General features: G+C 71.9%; 14 protein-coding genes. 12 read left to right on the forward strand and 2 right to left on the reverse strand.

All coding sequences use genetic code 11. The annotated features are described in order from the left end of the window. The first annotated feature begins 61 nt into the window (after positions 1–61). From G406_RS0132085 to G406_RS0132125, 9 genes are all read left to right on the forward strand, one after another. Positions 62–1,372 carry a condensation domain-containing protein gene (locus tag G406_RS0132085; protein ID WP_028936975.1) on the forward strand — a complete coding sequence of 437 codons (1,311 nt, stop codon included), beginning with the start codon at positions 62–64 and terminating at the stop codon, positions 1,370–1,372. After that, positions 1,369–2,331, forward strand: coding sequence for a daunorubicin resistance protein DrrA family ABC transporter ATP-binding protein (locus tag G406_RS0132090; RefSeq protein WP_028936976.1), 963 nt, complete (start codon positions 1,369–1,371; stop codon positions 2,329–2,331). The genes G406_RS0132085 and G406_RS0132090 overlap by 4 nt, the downstream gene beginning before the upstream one ends. Continuing rightward, positions 2,328–3,101 (forward strand): ABC transporter permease, encoded by a 774-nt coding sequence (locus G406_RS51235; RefSeq protein WP_051342963.1) that lies wholly within the window; start codon positions 2,328–2,330, stop codon positions 3,099–3,101. The genes G406_RS0132090 and G406_RS51235 overlap by 4 nt, the downstream gene beginning before the upstream one ends. Next, on the forward strand, positions 3,101–3,886 hold the full coding sequence (locus tag G406_RS0132100) for an ABC transporter permease (RefSeq protein ID WP_028936977.1): 786 nt from the start codon (positions 3,101–3,103) through the stop codon (positions 3,884–3,886). The genes G406_RS51235 and G406_RS0132100 overlap by 1 nt, the downstream gene beginning before the upstream one ends. Further along, positions 3,883–4,614 (forward strand): thioesterase II family protein, encoded by a 732-nt coding sequence (locus tag G406_RS0132105; RefSeq protein ID WP_028936978.1) that lies wholly within the window; start codon positions 3,883–3,885, stop codon positions 4,612–4,614. Before G406_RS0132100 ends, G406_RS0132105 begins: the two co-directional genes overlap by 4 nt. Before the next feature lie 27 nt (positions 4,615–4,641). Next, positions 4,642–11,085, forward strand: coding sequence for a non-ribosomal peptide synthetase (locus G406_RS51240; protein ID WP_051342964.1), 6,444 nt, complete (start codon positions 4,642–4,644; stop codon positions 11,083–11,085). Beyond that, positions 11,082–14,081 carry a type I polyketide synthase gene (locus G406_RS51245; protein WP_051342965.1) on the forward strand — a complete coding sequence of 1,000 codons (3,000 nt, stop codon included), beginning with the start codon at positions 11,082–11,084 and terminating at the stop codon, positions 14,079–14,081. The genes G406_RS51240 and G406_RS51245 overlap by 4 nt, the downstream gene beginning before the upstream one ends. Continuing rightward, a complete protein-coding gene (locus tag G406_RS0132120; protein ID WP_028936979.1) occupies positions 14,078–14,896 on the forward strand; it encodes an alpha/beta hydrolase in 819 nt (272 codons plus the stop codon). Before G406_RS51245 ends, G406_RS0132120 begins: the two co-directional genes overlap by 4 nt. Positions 14,897–15,082: 186 nt before the next feature. Continuing rightward, positions 15,083–16,762 (forward strand): HNH endonuclease signature motif containing protein, encoded by a 1,680-nt coding sequence (locus G406_RS0132125; RefSeq protein ID WP_169736826.1) that lies wholly within the window; start codon positions 15,083–15,085, stop codon positions 16,760–16,762. Here the strand turns inward: G406_RS0132125 and G406_RS58570 are convergent. Both G406_RS58570 and G406_RS0132130 read right to left on the reverse strand, forming a co-directional pair. Further along, on the reverse strand, positions 16,759–17,058 hold the full coding sequence (locus G406_RS58570) for a hypothetical protein (RefSeq protein WP_211241331.1): 300 nt from the start codon (positions 17,056–17,058) through the stop codon (positions 16,759–16,761). The genes G406_RS0132125 and G406_RS58570 overlap by 4 nt on opposite strands. A 39-nt stretch (positions 17,059–17,097) precedes the next feature. After that, a complete protein-coding gene (locus G406_RS0132130; protein ID WP_028936981.1) occupies positions 17,098–17,328 on the reverse strand; it encodes a phosphopantetheine-binding protein in 231 nt (76 codons plus the stop codon). A 93-nt stretch (positions 17,329–17,421) separates the two neighbouring features. On the opposite strand from G406_RS0132130, the gene G406_RS0132135 reads away from it, so the two are divergent. The 3 genes from G406_RS0132135 to G406_RS0132145 all read left to right on the forward strand — a co-directional run bounded on the left by G406_RS0132135 (position 17,422) and on the right by G406_RS0132145 (position 20,517). Next, positions 17,422–18,261 carry a siderophore-interacting protein gene (locus tag G406_RS0132135; RefSeq protein WP_037079479.1) on the forward strand — a complete coding sequence of 280 codons (840 nt, stop codon included), beginning with the start codon at positions 17,422–17,424 and terminating at the stop codon, positions 18,259–18,261. Further along, a complete protein-coding gene (locus tag G406_RS0132140; RefSeq protein WP_028936983.1) occupies positions 18,262–19,236 on the forward strand; it encodes an ABC transporter substrate-binding protein in 975 nt (324 codons plus the stop codon). 72 nt (positions 19,237–19,308) lie between these two features. Then, entirely contained in the window at positions 19,309–20,517 is a 1,209-nt protein-coding gene (locus G406_RS0132145; RefSeq protein WP_028936984.1) for an ABC transporter permease, read from the forward strand. Positions 20,518–20,539 lie beyond the last annotated feature (22 nt).

Here is a 20,539-nt window from a genome sequence, read left to right on the forward strand (position 1 = left end):
GATAAACCTAGGCTAACCTAAGTCCGCTCTCAGTGATGACTCAGCTCAAAGGGAACCATCTGTGTCTGCGAACCTCCCACTCACCCGCCTGCAGCGGGCGTACGTCGTGGGACGCCATCCGGATTATCCGTGGGGCGGACTGGCGGCCCACGACCACCGGGTGTACCGGGGTCCCCTGGACGTCGAGCGGTTCCGGGCCGCGTGGCGTGCCGCGCTGACCCGTCACGACATGCTGCGCGCGGTGGTCGACCCGGACCGCGCCGCCCTGGTCATCCTGCCGGTGGCGCCGCACGACGGCGTGGTCGTGCACGACCTGCGTGCCGCCGGCCCGGAGGCGGCCGCTCGGGTGGCGGAGAGACTGAGCCACGAGCTGCGCCCCCTGGACCGCTGGCCGCTCGTCGGCATCGAGATCTGTCTGATGCCGGACGAGGACCGCCATGAACTGCACGTGTCGTTCGACGCCACGGTCATCGACCTCGCCAGCTGGTGGACGCTGCTGGACGAGGTGACGGCCGACTACCTGGACCCGGGCTCGGCACCGGAGCCCCCGGCGGTGACCTGGCGGGAACACGAGACCCTGCGCGCCACCAGGGAGAAACCCGTCACGCCGCCCTCGCTTCCGCCGCCGCCACCGGTCCCGGCCAACCACACCGCGCCCCCACGCGTCGAGATCAGCCACAGCGTCCTGGATGCCGAGGACTGGGACGCCCTGCGTGCCGCGTTCCGGGCGCGCAGGGTCGGCGAGACACCTGCCGTGCTCGCCGTGCTGGCGCAGATCGTGGCCGCGTGGCGGGAGTGCACGAGCTTCACCGCGAGCGTGCCGCGCTCGCACCGGGTGCCCTACCACCCGGACGTCGCGCGGCTGGTCGGACCGCTCTCGACGATCTCGCTGGTGCCGTTCGACGTGCGGGCCGCTGGTTCGATCACCGATCTCGCGGCCGTCACGCAACGCACGCTGTGGACTGAACTGTCCGCGCCGGAAGCCGACGGCATGGTCGCGGTGGAGGCGTTCTCGGCGCGGCACGGGATGGCCGCGCCTGTCGTGTTCACCAGCCTGCTCGGCACCGGTGACCCGGCGAGGCCGGTGCTCGGCGGCATGGTCGCGGACGCCGTCCACACCCAGAACGCGCAGGTCGCACTCGACATCCGGTTCGACCTGCCGGCCGGCGCGCTGCACCTGGCCTGGCACGAGCGGGCCGAGGTGTTCGAGCCCGACGAGGTGGCGGGTGTCGCGGCGGTCACCGAGCGGGTGCTGCTCGGTCTGGCGAGCGGCGAGCTCGACCTCGACGGTCCGGCCGCCGAGGTGCGGGCGGTCGTCGCGCGGCTCCTTGCCGAGATCCACGAGCTGACCATGACGATTGGGGAGACGTGAGCGAGAACGCGGCACTGGTGGACGTGTCCGGGTTGACCAAGTCGTTCGGTGACAACCAGGTGTTGCGCGGCATCGACCTGACGGTGCGCCCCGGCGAGATCCTGGGTGTGCTCGGGCCGAACGGGGCGGGCAAGACCACTCTGATCAACATCGTCGCGACGCTCATGCGCCCGGACGGCGGCACGGTGCGGGTGGCCGGCGCGGACGTCGTGACCGACCCGGGGACGGTGCGTCGGAGCATCGGTCTGACCGGGCAGTACGCGGCGCTCGACGAGAAGCTCACCGGCCGGGAGAACCTCGTGCTGTTCGGTTCGCTGCTCGGGCTGCCGAAGAAGGCGGCCCGGGAGCGCGCGGCGGAGCTGCTGGAGACGTTCGGGCTGACCGACGCGGCGGACCGCCAGGTCGAGTCGTACTCCGGGGGCATGCGGCGGCGCATCGACCTCGCGGTGAGCGTCGTGGTCGAACCGAAGCTGCTGATCCTCGACGAGCCGACCACCGGGCTCGATCCGCGCAGCAGGCGGATGCTGTGGCAGTCGGTGTCGCAGCTGCGTTCGCGCGGTATCGGCGTGCTACTGACTACGCAGTACCTGGAGGAGGCCGACCAGCTGGCCGACCGGATCGTGGTGATCGACCACGGCCTGGTCGTGCAGACCGGCACCGCGGCGGAGCTGAAGGCGCGCATCGGCGAGACGGTGTGCTCGATCGTTCCGGTGGACCCGGAACGTCTCGACGACGTGGCCCGGCTGCTGAGCGACCTGAACGCCACGGTCGAGCCGGAACACGACCGGGTCGTGCTGCCCGCACCCGACGGCCCGCGAACCCTGGCCGAGGCGATGGCGAGGACCGAGCGGGCCGGCGTCGAGCTGTCCGACATCGCACTGCGCAGGCCCAGTCTGGACGAGGTCTTCCTCGCGCTCACCGAGGCCGGTGCGAGGAACACCCGCGAGCCGGTGTCATGACCGCGACGATCCAGCCACTGAGCCTGCTGCGACAGGTCGGGCTGCACACGGGACGCCAGCGCACCAGGCTGCTCGCCGACCGGGCCGCGCTCGTCGGTGTCGTGCTGGCCCCGATCCTGTACTTCGTCGGCTTCTACGTCCCGCTGCAGGGTGCGATGCGGGCCCAGGGTCTCGACTACGCGCAGTACATCGGGCCCGCGCTGGTCGCGCAGTCCTGCATCTTCACCGCGATGGCCTCGGCGTCCGCGATGGCAGAGGACTCGAAGGCCGGACTGCTGCGCCGGGTGGCGAGCATGCCGGTGAGCCGCTGGGGCCCACTGCTGGGACGGCTGGTCGTCGACGTCGGGTGCGGTCTGGTGGGAGCGGTCGCGGCGGTGGCGATCGCCGCGCTGGTCGGCTTCCGGTTCGCCACGCTCACCGGCGTGCTCGGGTTCGCGCTGGTGGTGGCTTTGTTCACGGCGGCGCTGTGCCTGCTCTTCGTCGCCGTCGCCCTGCGTGCCAAGGACCCGGCCGGAGCAGCCGAAGCGCTGCTGGTCCCACAGCTTGTGATGATCATGGTGTCGACCGCGTTCATCCCGGCCGACGGGTTCCCCGGCTGGCTGAGACCGGTGGTCACCTGGCAGCCGGTCTCGGTCGTGCTGGACGCGTTGCGCGGCTTCTGCACGGGTGCACCGAGCGCGACCGCCCTGATGGCCACGGCCGGCTGGTGCGTGCTGCTGGGTGGTCTCGGTGTGCTGTCGTGCGCCCGGGCGCCGAGGGGAGTGGCGTGATGACCGAACCGGGTTTGCTCAGGTCCAGCCTGCTGCACGCCGGACGGGTGCTGCGCGGTGCCCGCCGCACCCCGCTGCTGGTCGTGCAGTCGCTGATGTTCCCCGCCGTGCTGCTGGTGATGTTCGAGCTGGTGCTGTCGCGCTCGCTCATGGCGTTCGCGCCGGGACGGGACGCGGGAGAGCTGGTGGCGTTGATCGTCATCATCGCCACCGTGTTCGGTGCGCTGGTCAGCGGCAGCGGCCTGTTCGACGAACGCGAGGCCGGGCTGCTCGCCCGGTTCACCACGGTCGGCTCGCACGCCGGCTCGATGCTGCTCGGGCGGGTCATGGCCGAGGTGGCACGCGTGGTGTGCGCCTCGGTGGTCCTGCTGCTGATCGGGTGGGCGTTCGGGATGTCCGTGCACACCGGGTCGCTGGGTGTGCTGGCCTTCTTCGGGGTGCTCGCGGTGATCGCCGCGACCGTCGGCATGGCGATCTCCACTCTCGCGGTGACCGGCGCGACCCGGTCCGGACTGAATCTGCTGGCGCCGGTCTTCCTGGTGCTGATGTTCTTCAACTCGGGGTTCGCGCCGATCGAGTCGTTCCCGTCGGTCGTCGCGCCGGTGGTGCGGTTCCTGCCGTTCACCGTCGGCGTCGACACCCTGCTGTGGTGCCTGCGCGGCGGGCCGGTCCCGATCTGGACACCGTTGCTGCTGGCCGGGTGGTGCGTACTCGTCGTGGCGCTGTCCGGGTGGCTGTGGGCGACGCGGGCTCAGGCACGGATCTCCGGTGAGCGGACCGGATGAGCGCGCTGCGGACCCCGAGGCCGGTGACCCGCCCGGTGCGCAGGCTGGTGTGCTTCCCGTGGGCCGGCTCGTCCGCGAGCGTCTACCGGAGCTGGGCGACCGCGCTGCCGGCGGGTGTCGAGCTGGTGTCGGTGCAGTACCCGGGGCGGGAGGACCGGGCACGCGAGCCGTTCGCCACCGACCTCGAGGCGCTCGCCGGTGACGTCGTCGACGAGCTGGTCCCGGTGCTCGACGAGGCACCGCTGACGCTGTTCGGGCACAGCGCGGGGGCCGGCGTCGCGCTCGCCACCGCCCGGCTCATCGAGCAGGACTTCCCCGCCGCGGTGAGCACGCTCGTCGTGTCCGGCAGGCGCGCACCCTCGGAGCCCTCGGCCGAGCGACCGGTATCGGACCTGGACGGGGCCGGCGATCAGCTCGACGCGCTGCGCTCGGCGCTGGGGCCCGCCGACCTGACCGACGAGATGCTGCGCGAGATCGTCATCCCGACACTGCGCGCCGACCTGGAGATGCTGGCCGGCTACGACGCCCGGCCCGGTGAGCCGATCGCCGCCGACCTCACCGCGTTCACCGGCGACGCGGACCCGTCCGTCCCGATCACCTCGACCGACCGGTGGGCCGAGCTGACCACCGGGCGGTTCACCCGCCTCGTCTTTCCCGGCGATCACTTCTACCTGCTGCCCGAGCGTGAACGGGTGCTGTCCGCGCTGGTTGCGCACATGTCCCGGTGACTCTGGTCCCGATCGAGGAGCGTCCCCATGGCCTCACCACCTGACCTCGCCCAGCGGCGCCGAGAGCTGCTGCGCGCGAAGCTCGCGGCGCGTCCGCTCCGTGCCGGAGCCGACGACCGCCGGATCCGGGCGCAGCCTCGGCCGGTGACCGGGCCGGTGAGCTGGCCGTTGACCTCGACCCAGCGCCGCATGTGGTTCCTGCAGCAGCTCGACGCCACGGACACCTCGGCGACGTTGTGCCGCGCGCTGCGGCTCCGTGGACCCATCGACGTGACAGCGCTGCGGGCCGCCGCTCGGGATCTGGTCGCCAGGCACGAGGTGCTGCGCAGCACGTTCCACCCGGGCGAGGGCGAACCGACACAGCTGGTCGGAGTGGTCCCGGAGGAAGCGCTCACGGTGCTCGACCTACCGCGCACCGAGTCGGCCGAACATCTCCTGCACCGACTCACGCGTACCCCGTTCGACCTGGCCGCCGAGGCGCCCCTGCGACTGGTGCTCGCGCGAGTGGCGGAGAACGAACATCTGCTCGTGCTCGTCGTCCACCACGTGGCGTGTGACGACGCGAGCTGGCGGATCCTGACGGACCAGCTCGCCGCCCTGTACCGGGGCGAGTCCGGCGAGAGCGAGCGGCTGCAGGTCGGCGACGTCGCGGTGTGGCAGCGCGAGCGCGCGGGCGGCCCGGCCGAACGCGAGGAGCTGCTGTACTGGCGGGAACGTCTGGAAGGTCTCGCGGCGCCGGTCGCGCCGCAGCCGGATCACCGCGCCGGTGGCGGGCCCCAGGTGGGCTGGTGTTCCGCCGAGCTGGACGACCGGGTCGACGCGGCGGTCCGGGAGCACGGCACCCGGTCGGGTGCGACGCCGTTCGCGGTGTTGTACGCGGCGCTGCTCGTGGTGCTGCACCGGCGGACCGGTGCGACCGACCTCGCGGTGGGGTCACCGGTCAGTGGACGCACGCGGGCCGAGCTGGACGGCGTGGTCGGCGACTTCGGCAACACGGTCGTGCTGCGGACCTCGGTCGCCGACGACCCCGGTTTCGCCACCCTGCTCGACCGCGCCCGCGAGGTCGTGACCGGCGCGCTCGCGCACCAGGACCTGCCGTTCGACACCGTCGTGGAACGCGTGGCGGCCGGACGATCCGGTTCGGCCAGGACTGACGCGCTGTTCCGGGTCATGTTCCTGACCTACGACGACCGGTTCGCCGACGGTCATCCGTTCGGTCCGTCGGTCGAGGTCAGCGAGGTCCGCACACCGGCGCACGCGAGCCGGTTCGACCTGACCGTGGCGATGAGCCGGGGGACCCACGGCCTGCACGCGGAGTCGACCTACCGCGCCGAGCTGTACGCGGAGAACACCGTCGCCTCACTGTTCCAGCAGATGGCCGTGGTTCTCACCGAGGCACTGACCCGACCGGACCTCCCGATCAGCCGGCTGCCGCTGGCGGGCGCCGAGAGTGTGGCTTCTCGCGCTGCCCCCACCCGGCAGCCGGCACCCCATTTGACCGGTACCGAGGGTGAGTACGCCGCGCGGGCCGACCGCATCGCGCGCGCACTGCTGGCGCACGGTGCGGGACCGAACAGTGCGGTGGTCGTCGCGCTGCCACCGTCAGCGGACATGCTCGCCGCGCAGCTGGCGGTCTACCGGGTCGGCGCCGTCCACGTGCCGGTCGACCCCCGGCACCCGCCGGCACGCACCGCACTGGTCGTCGAGGGCGTGGACCCGCTGGTCGTGGTGACCGAGCACGAGGTGGCGGACCGCCTGGGCGCCGCTCTCGGCGAAGCGGAACGTCTGTTCGTCGAGGACCTTCCCGATACCGCGCCGGCGACGGCGTCACCGGCCCGGCCCGAGGACGCCGCGTACGTCATCCACACCTCCGGGTCCACCGGCAGGCCCAAGGGCGTGGTGGTCACCCGGGCGAACCTGGCGTCGATGCTGGAGGCCACCGCCGCCGCGCTGCCCGTGCCGCTGGGGCCCTCCGACGTGTGGAGCGTGACGCACTCGGCGGCGTTCGACTTCTCGGTGTGGGAGATCTGGGGCGCCATGGCGCACGGCTCCCGCCTCGTCCTCGTCGACCACGACACGGTGCGCGAACCCCGAGCGCTGGCCCGGCTGCTGGTCGAGGAGGGCGTGACGGTTCTGAGCCAGACGCCGTCGGCGTTCGCCGGTCTGGTCGCGGCCGACGAGGAGGACCCCGCGCTGCTCGCCGGTTCGGCGCTGCGGCTCATCGTGTTCGGCGGTGAACCGTTGGAACCGGAGCTCGTGCGCCGCTGGTACGCGCGGCATCCGCACGACGGTCCGGTGCTGGTCAACATGTACGGCATCACCGAGACCACGGTGCACGCGAGCGCGCTGGTGCTGAACCCGTCGATCGTCGAGCGTCTTCCCGGTGGGGCGTCCGGCACGCCGATCGGCCAGGCGCTGCCCGGCCAGTGGCTCGACGTCGTCGACCCGACCGGCCGCCCCGTGCCGACCGGGGTGCTCGGCGAGCTGTGGGTCGGCGGCCCCGGCGTCTCGCGCGGCTACCTCGGGGATCCGGCGCGCACCGCGGAGCGGTTCGTCGCCGGCCCGGACGGCATGCGGTACTACCGCAGCGGTGACCTTGCCCGGCGTGGCCCGGACGGTGGTCTGCTGCATCTGGGGCGCATCGACGACCAGATCAGCCTGCGCGGCTACCGCATCGAGCCGGGGGAGGTCGCCTCGGTCGTCGCGGAGGTGACCGGCGCCTCGGACGTTGTGGTGCTCGTCGTCGACCGTGCCGGTGATCCGAGACTGGTCGCGTTCGTCGTCACCGACGCGATCGACCCGGCGCGGCTGCGCGCGGGGCTCGCCGGGCGGCTGACCGAACCGATGATCCCGTCCGAATTCTTCGCCGTCGACCGCCTGCCGCTGACCACGAGCGGCAAGGTCGACCGCCGGGCGCTCGCGGAGATCGCGGCGACCAGAGCACCCGAGGAGCCCGGTTCGCGGCGTAGCCCGGAAGGGCCGGTCGAACAGACCGTCGCGGCGCTGTTCGCGGACGTGCTCGGGGTGCCGGAGGCCTCGGTCGGCGCGGACGACGACTTCTTCACCCTCGGCGGACACTCGCTGCTGGCGGTGCGCCTGGCGAGCGCGCTGCGCGGCGCGTTCGACGCCGACGTGGACGTCCGCACGGTGTTCGACGCGGCGACGGTCGCGGGCATCGCGTCCGTGGTGACCGGCGACCAGGTGACGGCCCGGCCGCTGCTCACCGCGCGGGACCGCCCTGAGCACCTGCCGGTCGCCGAGCTCGCGCACGGACTGTGGTTCCTGAACCGACTGGACCCGAAGAGCCCCACCTATCACGTACCGATCGAGATCCGGCTGCGTGGACGGGTCGACACCGACGCGCTGCGCCGAGCGCTGCAAGACGTCGTTGCACGGCACGAGAGCCTGCGCACCAGCTATCCGAGAGGCGGCGCGGCCGAGCAGGTGATCCTGCCGGACACACCGATCGAGATCACCGAGCACACGGAGATCACCGACGAGCTGCTCGAGGTTCCGTTCGACCTCGCGACGGCGCCACCGGTCCGCCTGCTGCTGGCACCCACCGAAGGCGGCATGACCGGGGTGCTGCTCCTGCACCACATCGCGGCCGACGAAGGTTCGCTGGGCCCACTGCTCGACGACCTCGGCACGGCGTACACCGCCCGGTCCCAGGGGCGGGCGCCCGAGTGGCCACCGCTGCCGGTGCAGTACGCGGACTGGTCGCTGTGGCACCGGGAGCTGCTCGGTGACGGTCCGTCGAGCGAACGAGAGCGCCAGCGCGAACACTGGGCCCGCGCGCTGGCCGGAGCACCGGAGCGGCTCGAGCTCCCGCTGGACCGGCCGCGCCCCGCGACCAGGGACACCTCGGGGGGCCGGGTGCCGCTGCGGATCGATCCGCGGCTGCGCCGCGCGGTCGGACGGCTCGCCTCGGCGCACGGTGTCAGCACGTTCATGGTGCTGCACGCGGCGCTGGCCACGCTGCTGACCCGGTTCGGAGCCGGCGAGGACATCACCGTCGGCTCTCCCGTCGGGCGGCGTACCGAACCCGCGCTGAACGGGGTGGTCGGCTACCTGGTCAACACCGTCGTCCTGCGCACCGACACCGGCGGTGACCCGTCCTTCGCCGAGCTGCTCGGCCGGGTGCGGAAGGTCGCGCTCGACGCCTACGCGAACGCGGACCTGCCGTTCGAGCAGGTGGTGAACACCGTGGCGCCGGGACGGAGCACCGCCACGACACCGCTGTTCCAGGTGTTGCTGTCCTACGCGGCGGGTGCGCTGCCGACGCCCGCGTTCGGTGACCTCGACGTCACCGTCGCGCCCAGGGCCACCGCGACCGCGAAGTTCGACCTCACGCTCAACCTCGCCGAACAGCCCGATGCGGATGGCGCGGCCGCGATCGAGGGCGTGCTCGCGTTCCGGACCGACGTGTTCGACCGGGCCACGGCCGACCGGCTGGCGACCGCACTGCCGCGAATCCTGACCCAGGTCGCGGCTGAGCCGCGGCGGCCGATCGGGGATCTCGACATCCTCGGCGACGAGGCCGACCGCATCCTGCGCGACTGGAACGACACCCTGGCCCCAAAACCCACCGACGACGTGCTCACCCAGATAACGAAAGCGGCTGCCGAGGCCCCGACGGCCCCGGCGGTGGTCAGCGCGGACGGAGAGGAGCTGAGCTATCGGGAGCTGGTCGAGCGAATGAACAAGCTCGGTCATCTGCTGCGGAAACGACTCGAAGAGACCGGGGAGGAACGCTACATCGGGCTGCTCCTGCCTCGGGGTCCCGCGCTGGTCACCGCACTGCTCGGCGTGCTGGCCTCGGACGCGGCGTTCGTCCCGGTCGACGCCGGGCTCCCGGCGGCGCGGGTCGCCGAGCTCTGCGCGAGCCTCGACGCGGTGGTCACCGACACGGCGACCCGGCACCTGCTCGACGGGGTACCGGACGTACCGGTGATCGTGCTCGACGCCGTGGCCGACGAGCTGGCCCGCCAACCGGCCGGACCACCCCCTCGGCGCACCGGTACCGAGGCACCGAACGGCCTGCGAGCGGCGTACGTGATCCACACGAGCGGGTCGACCGGGGTGCCGAAGAGCGCGGTCATCGTGCACGACGCGATCGCCAGCCGGATGACCTGGCAGCGCGCGAAGCTGGGCCTCACCCCGGACGACGGGGTGCTGCACAAGGCGCCGCTGACGTTCGACATCTCGGTCAACGAGCTGCTCCTGCCGTTGACCGCTGGCGCCCGGTTGGTGCTGGCCGAACCGGGCAGGCACGGCGACCTCGCGCACCTGCTGGACGTCATCGACGGGCACCGGGTCAGCTTCGTCTACCTGGTCGCCTCGATGCTCGAGGTGATGCTGGAGACGCCCTCGGTGGCCGAGCGGGCGCGCAGCCTGCGCCACCTGTGGTGCGGCGGCGAGAAGCTGACCGCAGAGCTGCTGATGCGCACCCGAGAGGCACTCGACGTCACGCTGTACCACGGGTACGGGCCGGCGGAGACCACGATCGGCGTCTGCTCGGAGACGCACCCGGCGGGCGAGCGTGGCGAGATCGCCGAGGTCACGCTGGGCCGGCCGAACCCGAACACCGTGCTGTACGTGCTGGACCGGCGGCTGCGCCCGGTTCCGCCCGGCGTCGGCGGGGAGCTGTACGTGGGCGGCATCCTGCTCGGCCGGGGCTACCGGGGCGACCCGGCGCGCACGGCGGAACGTTTCGTACCCGACCCGTTCGGCACCGGCGGCAGGTTGTACGCCACCGGTGACCTGGCCCGCTACCGGGCAGACGGCAGGCTCGAGTTCCTGGGCAGGGCCGACAACCAGGTCAAGGTGCGGGGCGCCCGGGTCGAGCTGGAAGAGGTCGAGTCGGTGCTGCGTGGGCATCCCCGGGTGCGCCAGGCTGCGGCCGTGCTGCTCGACCCCGGTGCGTCGGCCCGGCTGGCCGTCGCCTGGGTGCCCGAACCGGGCCCGTCGGCGCCGGACCGCGACGACGTGCTGGGCTGGTTGCGCGACCGTCTCCCGGCCGCCGCGGTGCCGAGCGTGCTCTCCGCTGTGCCCGAGCTGCCGCTGCGCACGTCCGGGAAGGTCGACCGGGCGCTGCTGTCGAGCTGGCTGGTCGAGACCGAACGAGCGCACGCGCTGAACGAACCGGTCGACCCGCCGCGCGGTGACCGTGAGGAGCTGGTGGCCAAGGTCTGGTCCGAGGTCCTCGGGCTGCCGCTGGACCAGGTCGGCGCGCGATCCGGGTTCTTCGACCTCGGCGGCAACTCGCTGTCGATGGTCATCGTGCAGCAGCGTCTCGCCGAGGAGATCGGCCGGGAACCCGCGCTGCTCGACCTGCTAGCGCACCCGACCGTCGCGGACCTGGCCCGACTGCTCGGTGAACCCGAGGAACCGACCGTGGATCCCGCCCTGTCGCGGGCACGCGAACGTGCCGCACGGGCGCGGCGGGCGGCCCGGCGGAGGCGGCCATGAGCGAGTTCGACGACCTGGACGTCGCCGTGGTCGGCATGGCGGCGCGCTTCGCCGGGGCCGACGACCTCGAGCGGTTCTGGCGCATGCTGGTCGAGGGCCGCGACGGAACCCGGCTCATCGACCGGGACTCGTTCCTGGCCGCCGGCGGCACCTCGACGCAGCTCGACGACCCGGACCTGGTGCTGCGCTGCACCGCGATCGACGGCATCGGTGACTTCGACGCCGAGTACTTCGGGGTGAACCCGGCGGACGCGCAGCTGATGGACCCGCAGCACCGGCTGTTCCTGGAGACGGCGTACCGCGCGCTGGAACACGCCGGTCACGACCCCGACGACCCGCAGCGGGCGGTCGGCGTCTACGCCGGGTCCGGGCTGCCCAGCTACCTGCTGCGCAACGTCATGCCGTGGTACCTGGGCACCGAGGCACAGACCGACCCGATGGCCGAGCTGATGACGGTGGCCGCCGGGACCGCGCCCAGCACGCTGGCCACCCGGGTCGCCTACCTGCTCGGTCTGACCGGACCGGCGATGACCGTCGCCACCGCGTGCTCGACCTCGCTCGTCGCGCTGCACCTGGCCTGCCAGGACCTCATCGGGCTGCGCACCGACGTCGCACTGGCCGGTGGCGCGACGCTCAACCCGGCCGCGTGGCGCGGGTACCGCTGGCTCGACGGCGGGCTCATGTCGAGGGACGGCCGGTGCCGCGCGTTCGACGCCGCCGCCGACGGCATGGCGGGCGGTGACGGCGTGGGTGTCGTCGTGCTGAAACGGCTCGCCGACGCGGTCGCCGACGGCGACACCGTCTACGGCGTGATCGCCGGGTCGGCGGTCAACAACGACGGTCGCCGCAAGGTCGGCTTCGCCGCCCCGAGCACACAGGGCCAGGCCGAGGTGATCGTCGCGGCGCACGCTGCCGCCGGGGTGTCCGCCGAGGACATCGACTACGTCGAGGCGCACGGCACCGGCACCCAGGTCGGTGACCCGGTGGAGGTCGCGGCACTCACCGCCGCCTTCCGGTCCGGCCCCGACACCCTCCCGGCGGGCCGGTGCGGGCTGGGCGCGGTCAAGACGAACGTGGGCCACACCGACACCGCGGCGGGCGTGGCCGGGCTGATCAAGACCCTGCTGGCGCTGGACCGCGAGCAGATTCCGGCGACCCTGCACTACACGGCACCGAACCCGCTCATCGACTTCACCGACAGCCCGTTCAGCGTCGTCGACTCGCTCCGACCGTGGCCCCGATCGGACCGGCCGAGGTACGCCGGTGTCAGCTCGTTCGGCATCGGCGGCACGAACGCGCACGTGGTGGTCCGTGAGGCCCCCGAACCGACCCCGAGGACGCCGATCGCCGAACAGGACGGGCCGCAGCTGCTCATGCTGTCCGCCCGATCCGCCGACGCGCTCGCTTGTTCCTGCCGCGAGCTCGCCGCGCACCTGCGCGAGCACCCGGGTACCGACCTCGGCGACGTGGCACGGACCTTGGACGAGGGCAGACGGACGATGCAGTTCCGTGCGGCGATCGTGGCGCCGTCGAGGGCGGCGACCTCGGCGGCCGCGGACCTGTTGGACACCCGGGCGGACGCCATGGCCGACAACCCACCGCGCCCGAGCCGTTCCGCGCGGCCGCTGGTGCTGCTCTACAGCGGTGCCGCCAGCACGGTGGCGCCGGAGGTGGTGCGCGAGCTGGCGGCGTTCAGCCCGCCGTTCGCGGACACGGTGGCCGAGGCGGCGCGGGTCCTGCGCCCGCTGCTGGGGACCGACCTGGCCGAAGCCCTCTACTCCGGCGGGGTACCTGATGCCCGTGACGACCCAGCCGCGCTGTCCTCCGCCGCGGTCGTCGCACTGGAGTTCGCGCTGACCGCGCTGCTCGGGACGTTCGGCATCACTCCCGCGACCGTGCTCGGCCACAGCCTCGGCGAGTACGCGGCGGCATCCGTCGCCGGTGTCCTCGGCCGGGGCGACACGCTGGAGACCGTGGTCCACCGCCAACGTCTGCTGGACGCGGTCGAGCCGGACGGGGCCGCCGAGGCTCTGCTGGCCGACCCGGACGACCTCGGCCCGCTGCCGGACGGCGTGTACCTGTCGGTCACGACCGGGCCCGGCTCGTGCGTCGTGTCCGGTCGTCGCGCCGTGCTGGACACCTGGCTGGCCGAGGGCATCGGCGAGCGGATTCCGCATCGGCCGCTGCCCGCCGGGTACGCGGTGCACTGTCCGCACCTGGAACCCGCCGCCGACGCCCTGCGCGCGCTGTTCGAGTCGACCGCCCGCGCGACGCCTCGGACACGCTGGGTCTCGACCGTTCCCGGTTCACGGGGCGACGCCGAGTCATGGGTCCGGCACAGCATCGGGCCGGTCGACTTCGAGGCCGCGCTGCGTACCGCGGCGGGACGGGCACGGCCCGCGTTCCTGGAGGTCGGCCCCGGGCGGGCGCTGGCGAGGGCCGCGAAGTCCGTCTTCGGCGACGAGACCCCGTCGGCGGCGACCCTGCCGGGACCCCGGCACGGGGCGCTAGCGGCCCTGTTCGACGCTCTCGGGGCGCTGTGGTGCGCCGGGGTCGACGTGACCATGGCCGGGACCCGGCCGTCCGGAGCGCGGCTGATCCCGCTGCCCGGGCACCCGTGGAACCGCAAGCGGTACTGGATGGACCCACCCGGTGCACCGGCCGTCGAGCAGGGCGACTCATCGGAGCCCTCGCCGGTGCCGCGACCGAGCGCCGGTGCACCCCGCCCGTCGCTCGCCGGCCCGTACACGGCGCCCGGGACCGAACCCGAACGACGTCTGGCGCGGTTGTGCGCGGCCGCACTCGGATTCGCCGAGGTCGGCATGGACGACGATGTGTTCGCGCTCGGCGCCGACTCGCTGAGCGCGCTGCGGCTCGTCCAACGGGTCCGCACCGAGTTCGGCGCCGCGCCCGGAGTGCGGGACTTCCTCCTGGACCCGAAGGTGCGCAACCTGCTCGTCCCCAGTCCCACGACCCAGAATGAGGCGATGTCGTGACGCGGCCCGTCCAGCTTCGAACGAGCGACGGATACGAACTACACGGTGTCTCGCTGCCCGGCCCTGGCGACGGTGCGCCGACCGCGCTGCTGCTGCACTCGGCGAACCAGACCCACCGGGCCATGCTGCCGCTGGCCGAGTCCCTGCGGGACGTGGCCGAGGTGATCGTGCCGGACCTGCGCGGTTTCGGCGCCTCGCGGTGCCCCGATCCTGCCAGTCACAGCTGGGAGCGGCTGGCGCTCGACACACTGGACTGGACCCGGACGCGACCGGGCCCGGTGGTGCTCGTCGGGTTCGCGCTCGGGGCCGCCGTGGCGGTTCGGGCGGCCGAGCTGTCCGACTCGTCCCTCTCGGGGCTCGCGGTTCTCGCCCCGCACCACCAGCCGGGCGAACCCGTACCTGACCGGGCCGTCGAGGCGAACCGCGCGCTCGCCGACCGGATCGAGAGCTCCGGCGTCTCGACGGTCCTCGATCCGTGGCTGTCGTCGTTGCCGGCGGAACTCGCGTCGTCGCTGCGTCGGGACATCGGGCTGACCGATCCGGCCAGCCTCGTGGCGTCGTTCCGAGGGCTGAACTCGGTGAACCCGGTCGAGGACGCCGACCTGGTGGTCCGTGCGGGCCGTCGGGTCCCCCGAGTCCTGGTCGTGCCGGGGGACGACTCGTCCCATCCCGCCTCTGTCGGTGCCCGGTACGTCGAGTTGCTGGCGGGTAGTGCTGATCTTCGGGTGTCCTCGGCGTTGGCTGGTTCTGCTCAGCCTTCGGCCCAGTTGTGGGCTTCTCTTGTCGCTGAGTCGGTTCGACGGTTGTTCCGGTGAGTGTGTGGGGCATTTTTTACTACTTGGGTTGCCGATGAAGTCTCTTCTGGTCGTGTTGTGTGGGTGGTCGGCGGGGGTCTGAGCGCTTCGTTCCGGTCGTGACCGTTTGCCGCTGGTTGGGGTTTGTTGGCTGGTTGACCTGCTGATTTCCTGTTTTTGTCGGTGTTCGAACGTATGATCGATGACATGCAGGGTGGGGTGTCGGTCGGTTCCTGGCTCGCGGGTATGCCCGCTGGGCCAGTCCTCGGTGCTGTCCTGTCTGCCCTGGACATGAACGCGGTGTCCGATGACTTCGTGGTCGATGTGTTGCAGGCGTGTGGCCGTCAGCGCGCGCATGTGGAAGGGCTGTACGCGGCTGCGGTCACCACGGTGGTGCAACGTGGTTCGGTTGTGGGGTCGGAGCAGTACGCCTCTGATGAGGTGCGGGCCGCGTTGACGTTGTCGCGGAACCGGGCGCGGACCGAATGCGACTTCGCCCAGCTCCTGTGCCTGGAGTTGCCGGCGGTGCATGCGGCGATGGTGGCGGGGCTGATCGACCGGGATCGGGCGATGGTGTTCACCCACTATCTGGCGGGTTTGCCCGACGACCTGATCGCCGCGGTGATCGCGCGGGTGTTGCCGGTGGCGCCGGGGTTGACCACTGGGCAGTTGCGGGCCCGAATCCTGAAGCTGATCATCACGGTGGAGCCGGAGCGGGCCGAGGACCAGTACGAACAAGCGCTGGCTGATCGGATGGTGGTGGGCTACCTGGATTCAGCGGGTACCGCGACCATCACCGCCACCGGCCTACCACCGGATGAAGCCGCGGCGGCGACCGAGCGGATCGCCAAGCTGGCGCTGGCCGCGAAACGCGCGGGGCATCGAGGCCGGATCGACCAGCTGCGCGCCGACATCTTCTTGCGGCTGTTGGACGGGCGGTTCCATCACCTGACCCATGCTCAGATGATCGCCGCGCTGCTGGCCGAAACCTCACCGCATAGTCCGGCCGCCGAGTTGGTCGACGCGGAGTTGGTCGATACCGAGCCGGCCGACGCCGAGCCGGTCGATACCGAGCCGGTCGACGCGGAGTTGGTCGACGCCGAGTCGGTCGATGTTGAGTCGGGCGACGCTGAATCCGGCGGTGAGGAGTCGGCCGAGGCTGTTGCTGAGGTGGTGGGGCGGGTGTCGGGGATCGAGGTACGGGCCCGGCTCGACACCCTTGCCGGGCTCAACAACCTCCCCGGTGAACTCCCCGGCTGGGGCCCGATCCTCGGGTCGGTCGCCCGACGCGCCGCCGCCCGCCAACACAGCGGTCAGTGGCGGTGGGTGGTCACCGACGCCGACGGCTACCTCATGGCCGAGGGCATCACCCGGCGCCGACCCACCACCAGCCCACCCGGCTACCGCGCCGAGGGCGGGATCGTCGAGTTGGCGATCCCCGTCACCGCGCTGGCCAAACTGGCCAAGGACCCGCCCCGAGCCTGGGTGAAGGTCATCACCGACATCGCTGCCCAGTATCAGCTGACCCGCGAGCGGAACCCCGCCGAGAGACTCGACACCCAGCCGGGGCGGCGACATCCGACCAGCGCACTGCGGCGGTACACCCAAATCCGGGACCGCACCTGCACCGCACCAGGCTGTCGCCGATCAGCGGTCCAGTCCGAACTCGACCACACCTACGACATCCAGCACGGCGGGCCCACCACCAGCACCAACCTCGCACCGGCCTGCGCACACGACCACGCACTCAAACACCGAGGAGGCTGGACAGTCACCCAACCCCGCCCCGGCTACTTCCGCTGGAAGAGCCCACTCGGCCGCACCTACCCCACCCGAGGAGAACCCATCACCGACTCCGAAACCGACGAAGACCCGGCGCCCTTCTAGCCGTGTCGTCCGCGGCCCGCCCACGGGCGTGCCGCGCCGCCGTGCCGGGCGGTGCCGTGCCGGGCGGTGCTGTGCCGGGCGGTGCTGTGCCGGGCGGTGCTGTGCCGGGCGGTGCTGTGCCGGGCGGTGCTGTGCCGGGCGGTGCTGTGCCGTGCCGGGCGGTGCCGTGCCGGGCTGTGCCGGGCTGTGCCGTGCCAGGCTGTGCCGTGCCAGGCGGTGCTCTGCCGGATCGGGCCGGGCCGGGCCCTGCCTTGCCTTGCCTTGCCGAGCGGTTCGCGGCATGGTCCAGCCGGCACACCGCCAGTGGTGCTGGCTGCACCGTCAGGACGTCACGTCTAGCTCAGGCGCTCGGCCCAGGCGGCGAGGGTGGGGCCTTCGGCGAGTTCGATGAACGAGACCTCAGCTCCCTGGCCGCGGAACTGCTCGACCAGGCTCATCAGGCGGATCGAGTCCAGGCCGCGCTCCAGCAGGTCGTCGTGGTCGCCGATGGTCGCGGCCGGTTCGCCCAGCAGCTCGGCTACCTGGGTGCGGATCGACTCGGTGGTGATCGGACTGCTGGGGGGCATCGATGTCCTCGTTCGGGTGATGGCAGGTACGATTCAGCTTAGGCTTTCCTAAGTAATCACGTCCGGTGGTGGAGTGCAAGCGTGAGGAGTCCAGTGACCGGTGACGATGCTCATCTGGCCGAAATCGCCCAGGTCAAGGCAGGCTCGAGCTACGCGAAGGTGCCTTATCCGGTAGGGCTGTGCGAGCTCGAGGTGCTGGAAACGCGCATGATCGGCTCCGGGTTGATGCGTCTCACCCTGGGGGGTGAGGGTGCGGAGGGCTTCCAGAGTCACGTGCCGGAGGAGCACATCCGGTTGATCTTCCCGGACGAGAACGGTGAGCTGCGTCTTCCGGAGAAGGTGGACCTGACGCTGCGCTGGCCGCGCCCGCTGCCGGTGTCGCGCGAGTACACCGTCCGCGACCACGACCCGGTCGGCAACCGGCTCGACCTGGACATCGCGCTGCACCCGGGCGGAGTGGCCTCGGACTGGGTTCAGGAAGTGAAGCCGGGCGACCGGATCCATGTCGCGGGCCCGCCGGGCGGTGTGGTGGTGTCCGACAGCTATCGGCGTTACCTGTTCGGTGGTGACATCAGTGCGCTGCCGCAGATCGCGCGGTGGCTGGAGATGCTGCCGGGCAACGCGGTCGGGTGGGCGTTCATCGAGGTCGCCGACGAGTCCGAGGAGATCGACGTGACCGGGCCGCCGGGGGTCGAGGTGCGCTGGGTGCACCGGGACGGTGTGCCGATCGGCCAGGGAGATGCGCTGGAACGCGCGATCCGGGGCGTCGAGATACCCGAGGGAGAGCGGATCTTCGTGTGGATCGCGGCGGAGGCCGGTGTGCTCAAGCCGCTGCGGCGCTGGGCCCGTGACGAGCTGGGCCTCGACCAGAAGGACGTCCGCATCACCGGCTACTGGAAGCGTGGTGTGGCCGACTTCGACGACGAGGACTGAATGAGCCGGCTTCGATGGGCGGCGGGCGCGGTGGTGCTCCTGGCGCTGTCGGGATGCGCCGCGTCACCCGACGCGGGACCCGGGGCGAGCGCGACCAGGGAGATCGTCACGGCGCACGGGACCGTTCGTGTTCCGGCGCAGCCGAAGCGGATCGTGGTGCTCAGCGGGGGCCTCGCGGGCAACCTGTACGAGCTCGGGGCGCCGATCGCCGCGACCGACACCCGGGTGCTCGGCGTGACCACGGACGGCTTCGGGTTCCCTCCCGCCTGGTCGGACCAGGCCAGGGCGCAGGGCAGTGTCGCGCTGCCGAACGGTGACGATCTGAACATCGAGGCGGTCGCCGCGGCGCGTCCCGACCTGATCATCGGTGGCGGCCAGGGGCTGACCGGGTTCCAGGCCGAGAGCAGCTACGACAACCTCGCCAAGATCGCCCCGACGGTCCTGGTGCCGCGCACGGTGGACACCTGGCAGGAGGAGCTGCGGCAGGTCGCCGACGCGGTCGGGCGCTCCGATCGGGTCCCGGGGATGCTGCGGGCCTACGAGGACAAGGTCGCCCAGGTCCGCGCGGCGATCGCCGTCCCGCCGGGGTCGGTCGTCGTGCTGCTGTCGATCGCGGGCGGCGAGCCCTACCTCGTCCCCTCGGAGGCGGCGCTACCGGAGCTGCTGCGCCAGCTGGGCTTCACTCCGGACGACGTGGCCACCAAGGCGGGCAACCCCCGCAGGGTCGGGACCGGCGACTCGTTCCGGGTCAGCCGTGAGCTGCTGTCGCAGAGCGCCGACGCGCCGACGGCGTTCTTCATCCAGCTCACCGGCCCGCCGTTTGCGCAGGTCGCCGCCGACCCTCGGTTCGCGCGGCTGCCCGCGTTCCGGTCCGGTCAGGTCCACGAGCTGCCGCAGGTGAGCTTCCGTCCCGATCACGCGGCGGTCATGCGAACCCTCGACCTCATCGAGGAGCAGTTCCGCCGACCGAGCTGATCCGCCCGAGATGCTCTATCTTGGATATTCTCATCTGATTACCTGATCAGATGAGAATTAAAGGGGGCTTCGGTGGGCATCGGGCAGGCCCTCGTCCTCGCGGCGGGGAGCATGCGCACCGGTCGGTTGCGCTGCATCCTCACCACAGCCGGCATCGTGATCGGCGTCGCTTCGGTCATCGTCCTGGTCGGCCTCGGCAACGGTGTGCAGACCCGGTTCCACGACTCGTTCGGCGGGCTGAGCAACTCGATCACCGTCTACAAGTCGGGCACGACGGACCCCGTTCACCAGGTCGAGAGCCTGCGTGAGTCCGACGTCCACGCGTTGCGCAGGGACGGAGGCCCGGCCATCGCCGCGGTGACGCCGCTGCGCAGTGGTTCGGCGATGGTGCGCTACGACTCGAAGGTCGTGCGGGTCAGCGCGGCGGGCACCACGCCCGACTACATGACGTTCCGGGACAAGACACTGCAGGTCGGCCGCGTGTTCACCGAGGCGGAGAACGCGAGCAAGGCCAGGGTCGTCGTGCTCGGCGCGATGGCGGTCAAGTACCTGTTCGCCGACGACGCCCAGGCGGCCATCGGGGCGCGGGTGCAGATCGGCAGGCTCAGGTACGAGGTGGTCGGGACCCTTGTGTCGACCGGCGACAGCGCCGACAACATCGCGCTCGTCCCGCTCAGCTCCGCGCGGTCGCTGTTCGCCGGGGCGGACACGCTCAGCAGTATCGGCATCGAGGCGGCCGGCGTCGAGCAGGTGCCCGGCGCGATGCAACGAGTCACCGCGATCCTGGACGGCGAGCACGGCATCACGATGCCCGGCGCGCGCGACTACCAGGCGTCCGCACTGGCGAACCAGGTCGAGAGCGTCCGAGGGTTCATCCGGGTGTTCACGCTGTTCACGCTGGTGATCGCGGGTATCGCGCTGTTCGTCGGCGCGCTCGGCCTGGCCAACATCATGCTGGTGACGGTCACCGAACGCACCGCCGAGATCGGCATCCGCAAAGCGGTCGGAGCCCGGCGCAGCGCGATCTTGACACAGTTCCTGATCGAGGCGGTCGTGCTCGCCGGCCTGGGCGGTCTGCTCGGAGTGGGGGTTGGCATCGGGCTGACCCTGCTCGGCGCGGACCTGGTGCCGCGCCACATCCCTGAGCTGGGTGTGCCGGAGGTGTCGCTGCCCGCCGTGCTGCTCGCCTTCGGGGTCAGCCTCGTGATCGGCCTCGCCTCCGGCGGATACCCGGCACTGCGCGCGGCGCGGATGCATCCGATGGACGCGCTGAGGCATTGACGGATGAACAGCAGGGACGGAT

It is taken from the genome of Actinospineispora spinosispora DSM 44797, from assembly GCF_000429025.1.
Classification (GTDB): domain Bacteria; phylum Actinomycetota; class Actinomycetes; order Mycobacteriales; family Pseudonocardiaceae; genus Pseudonocardia; species Pseudonocardia spinosispora.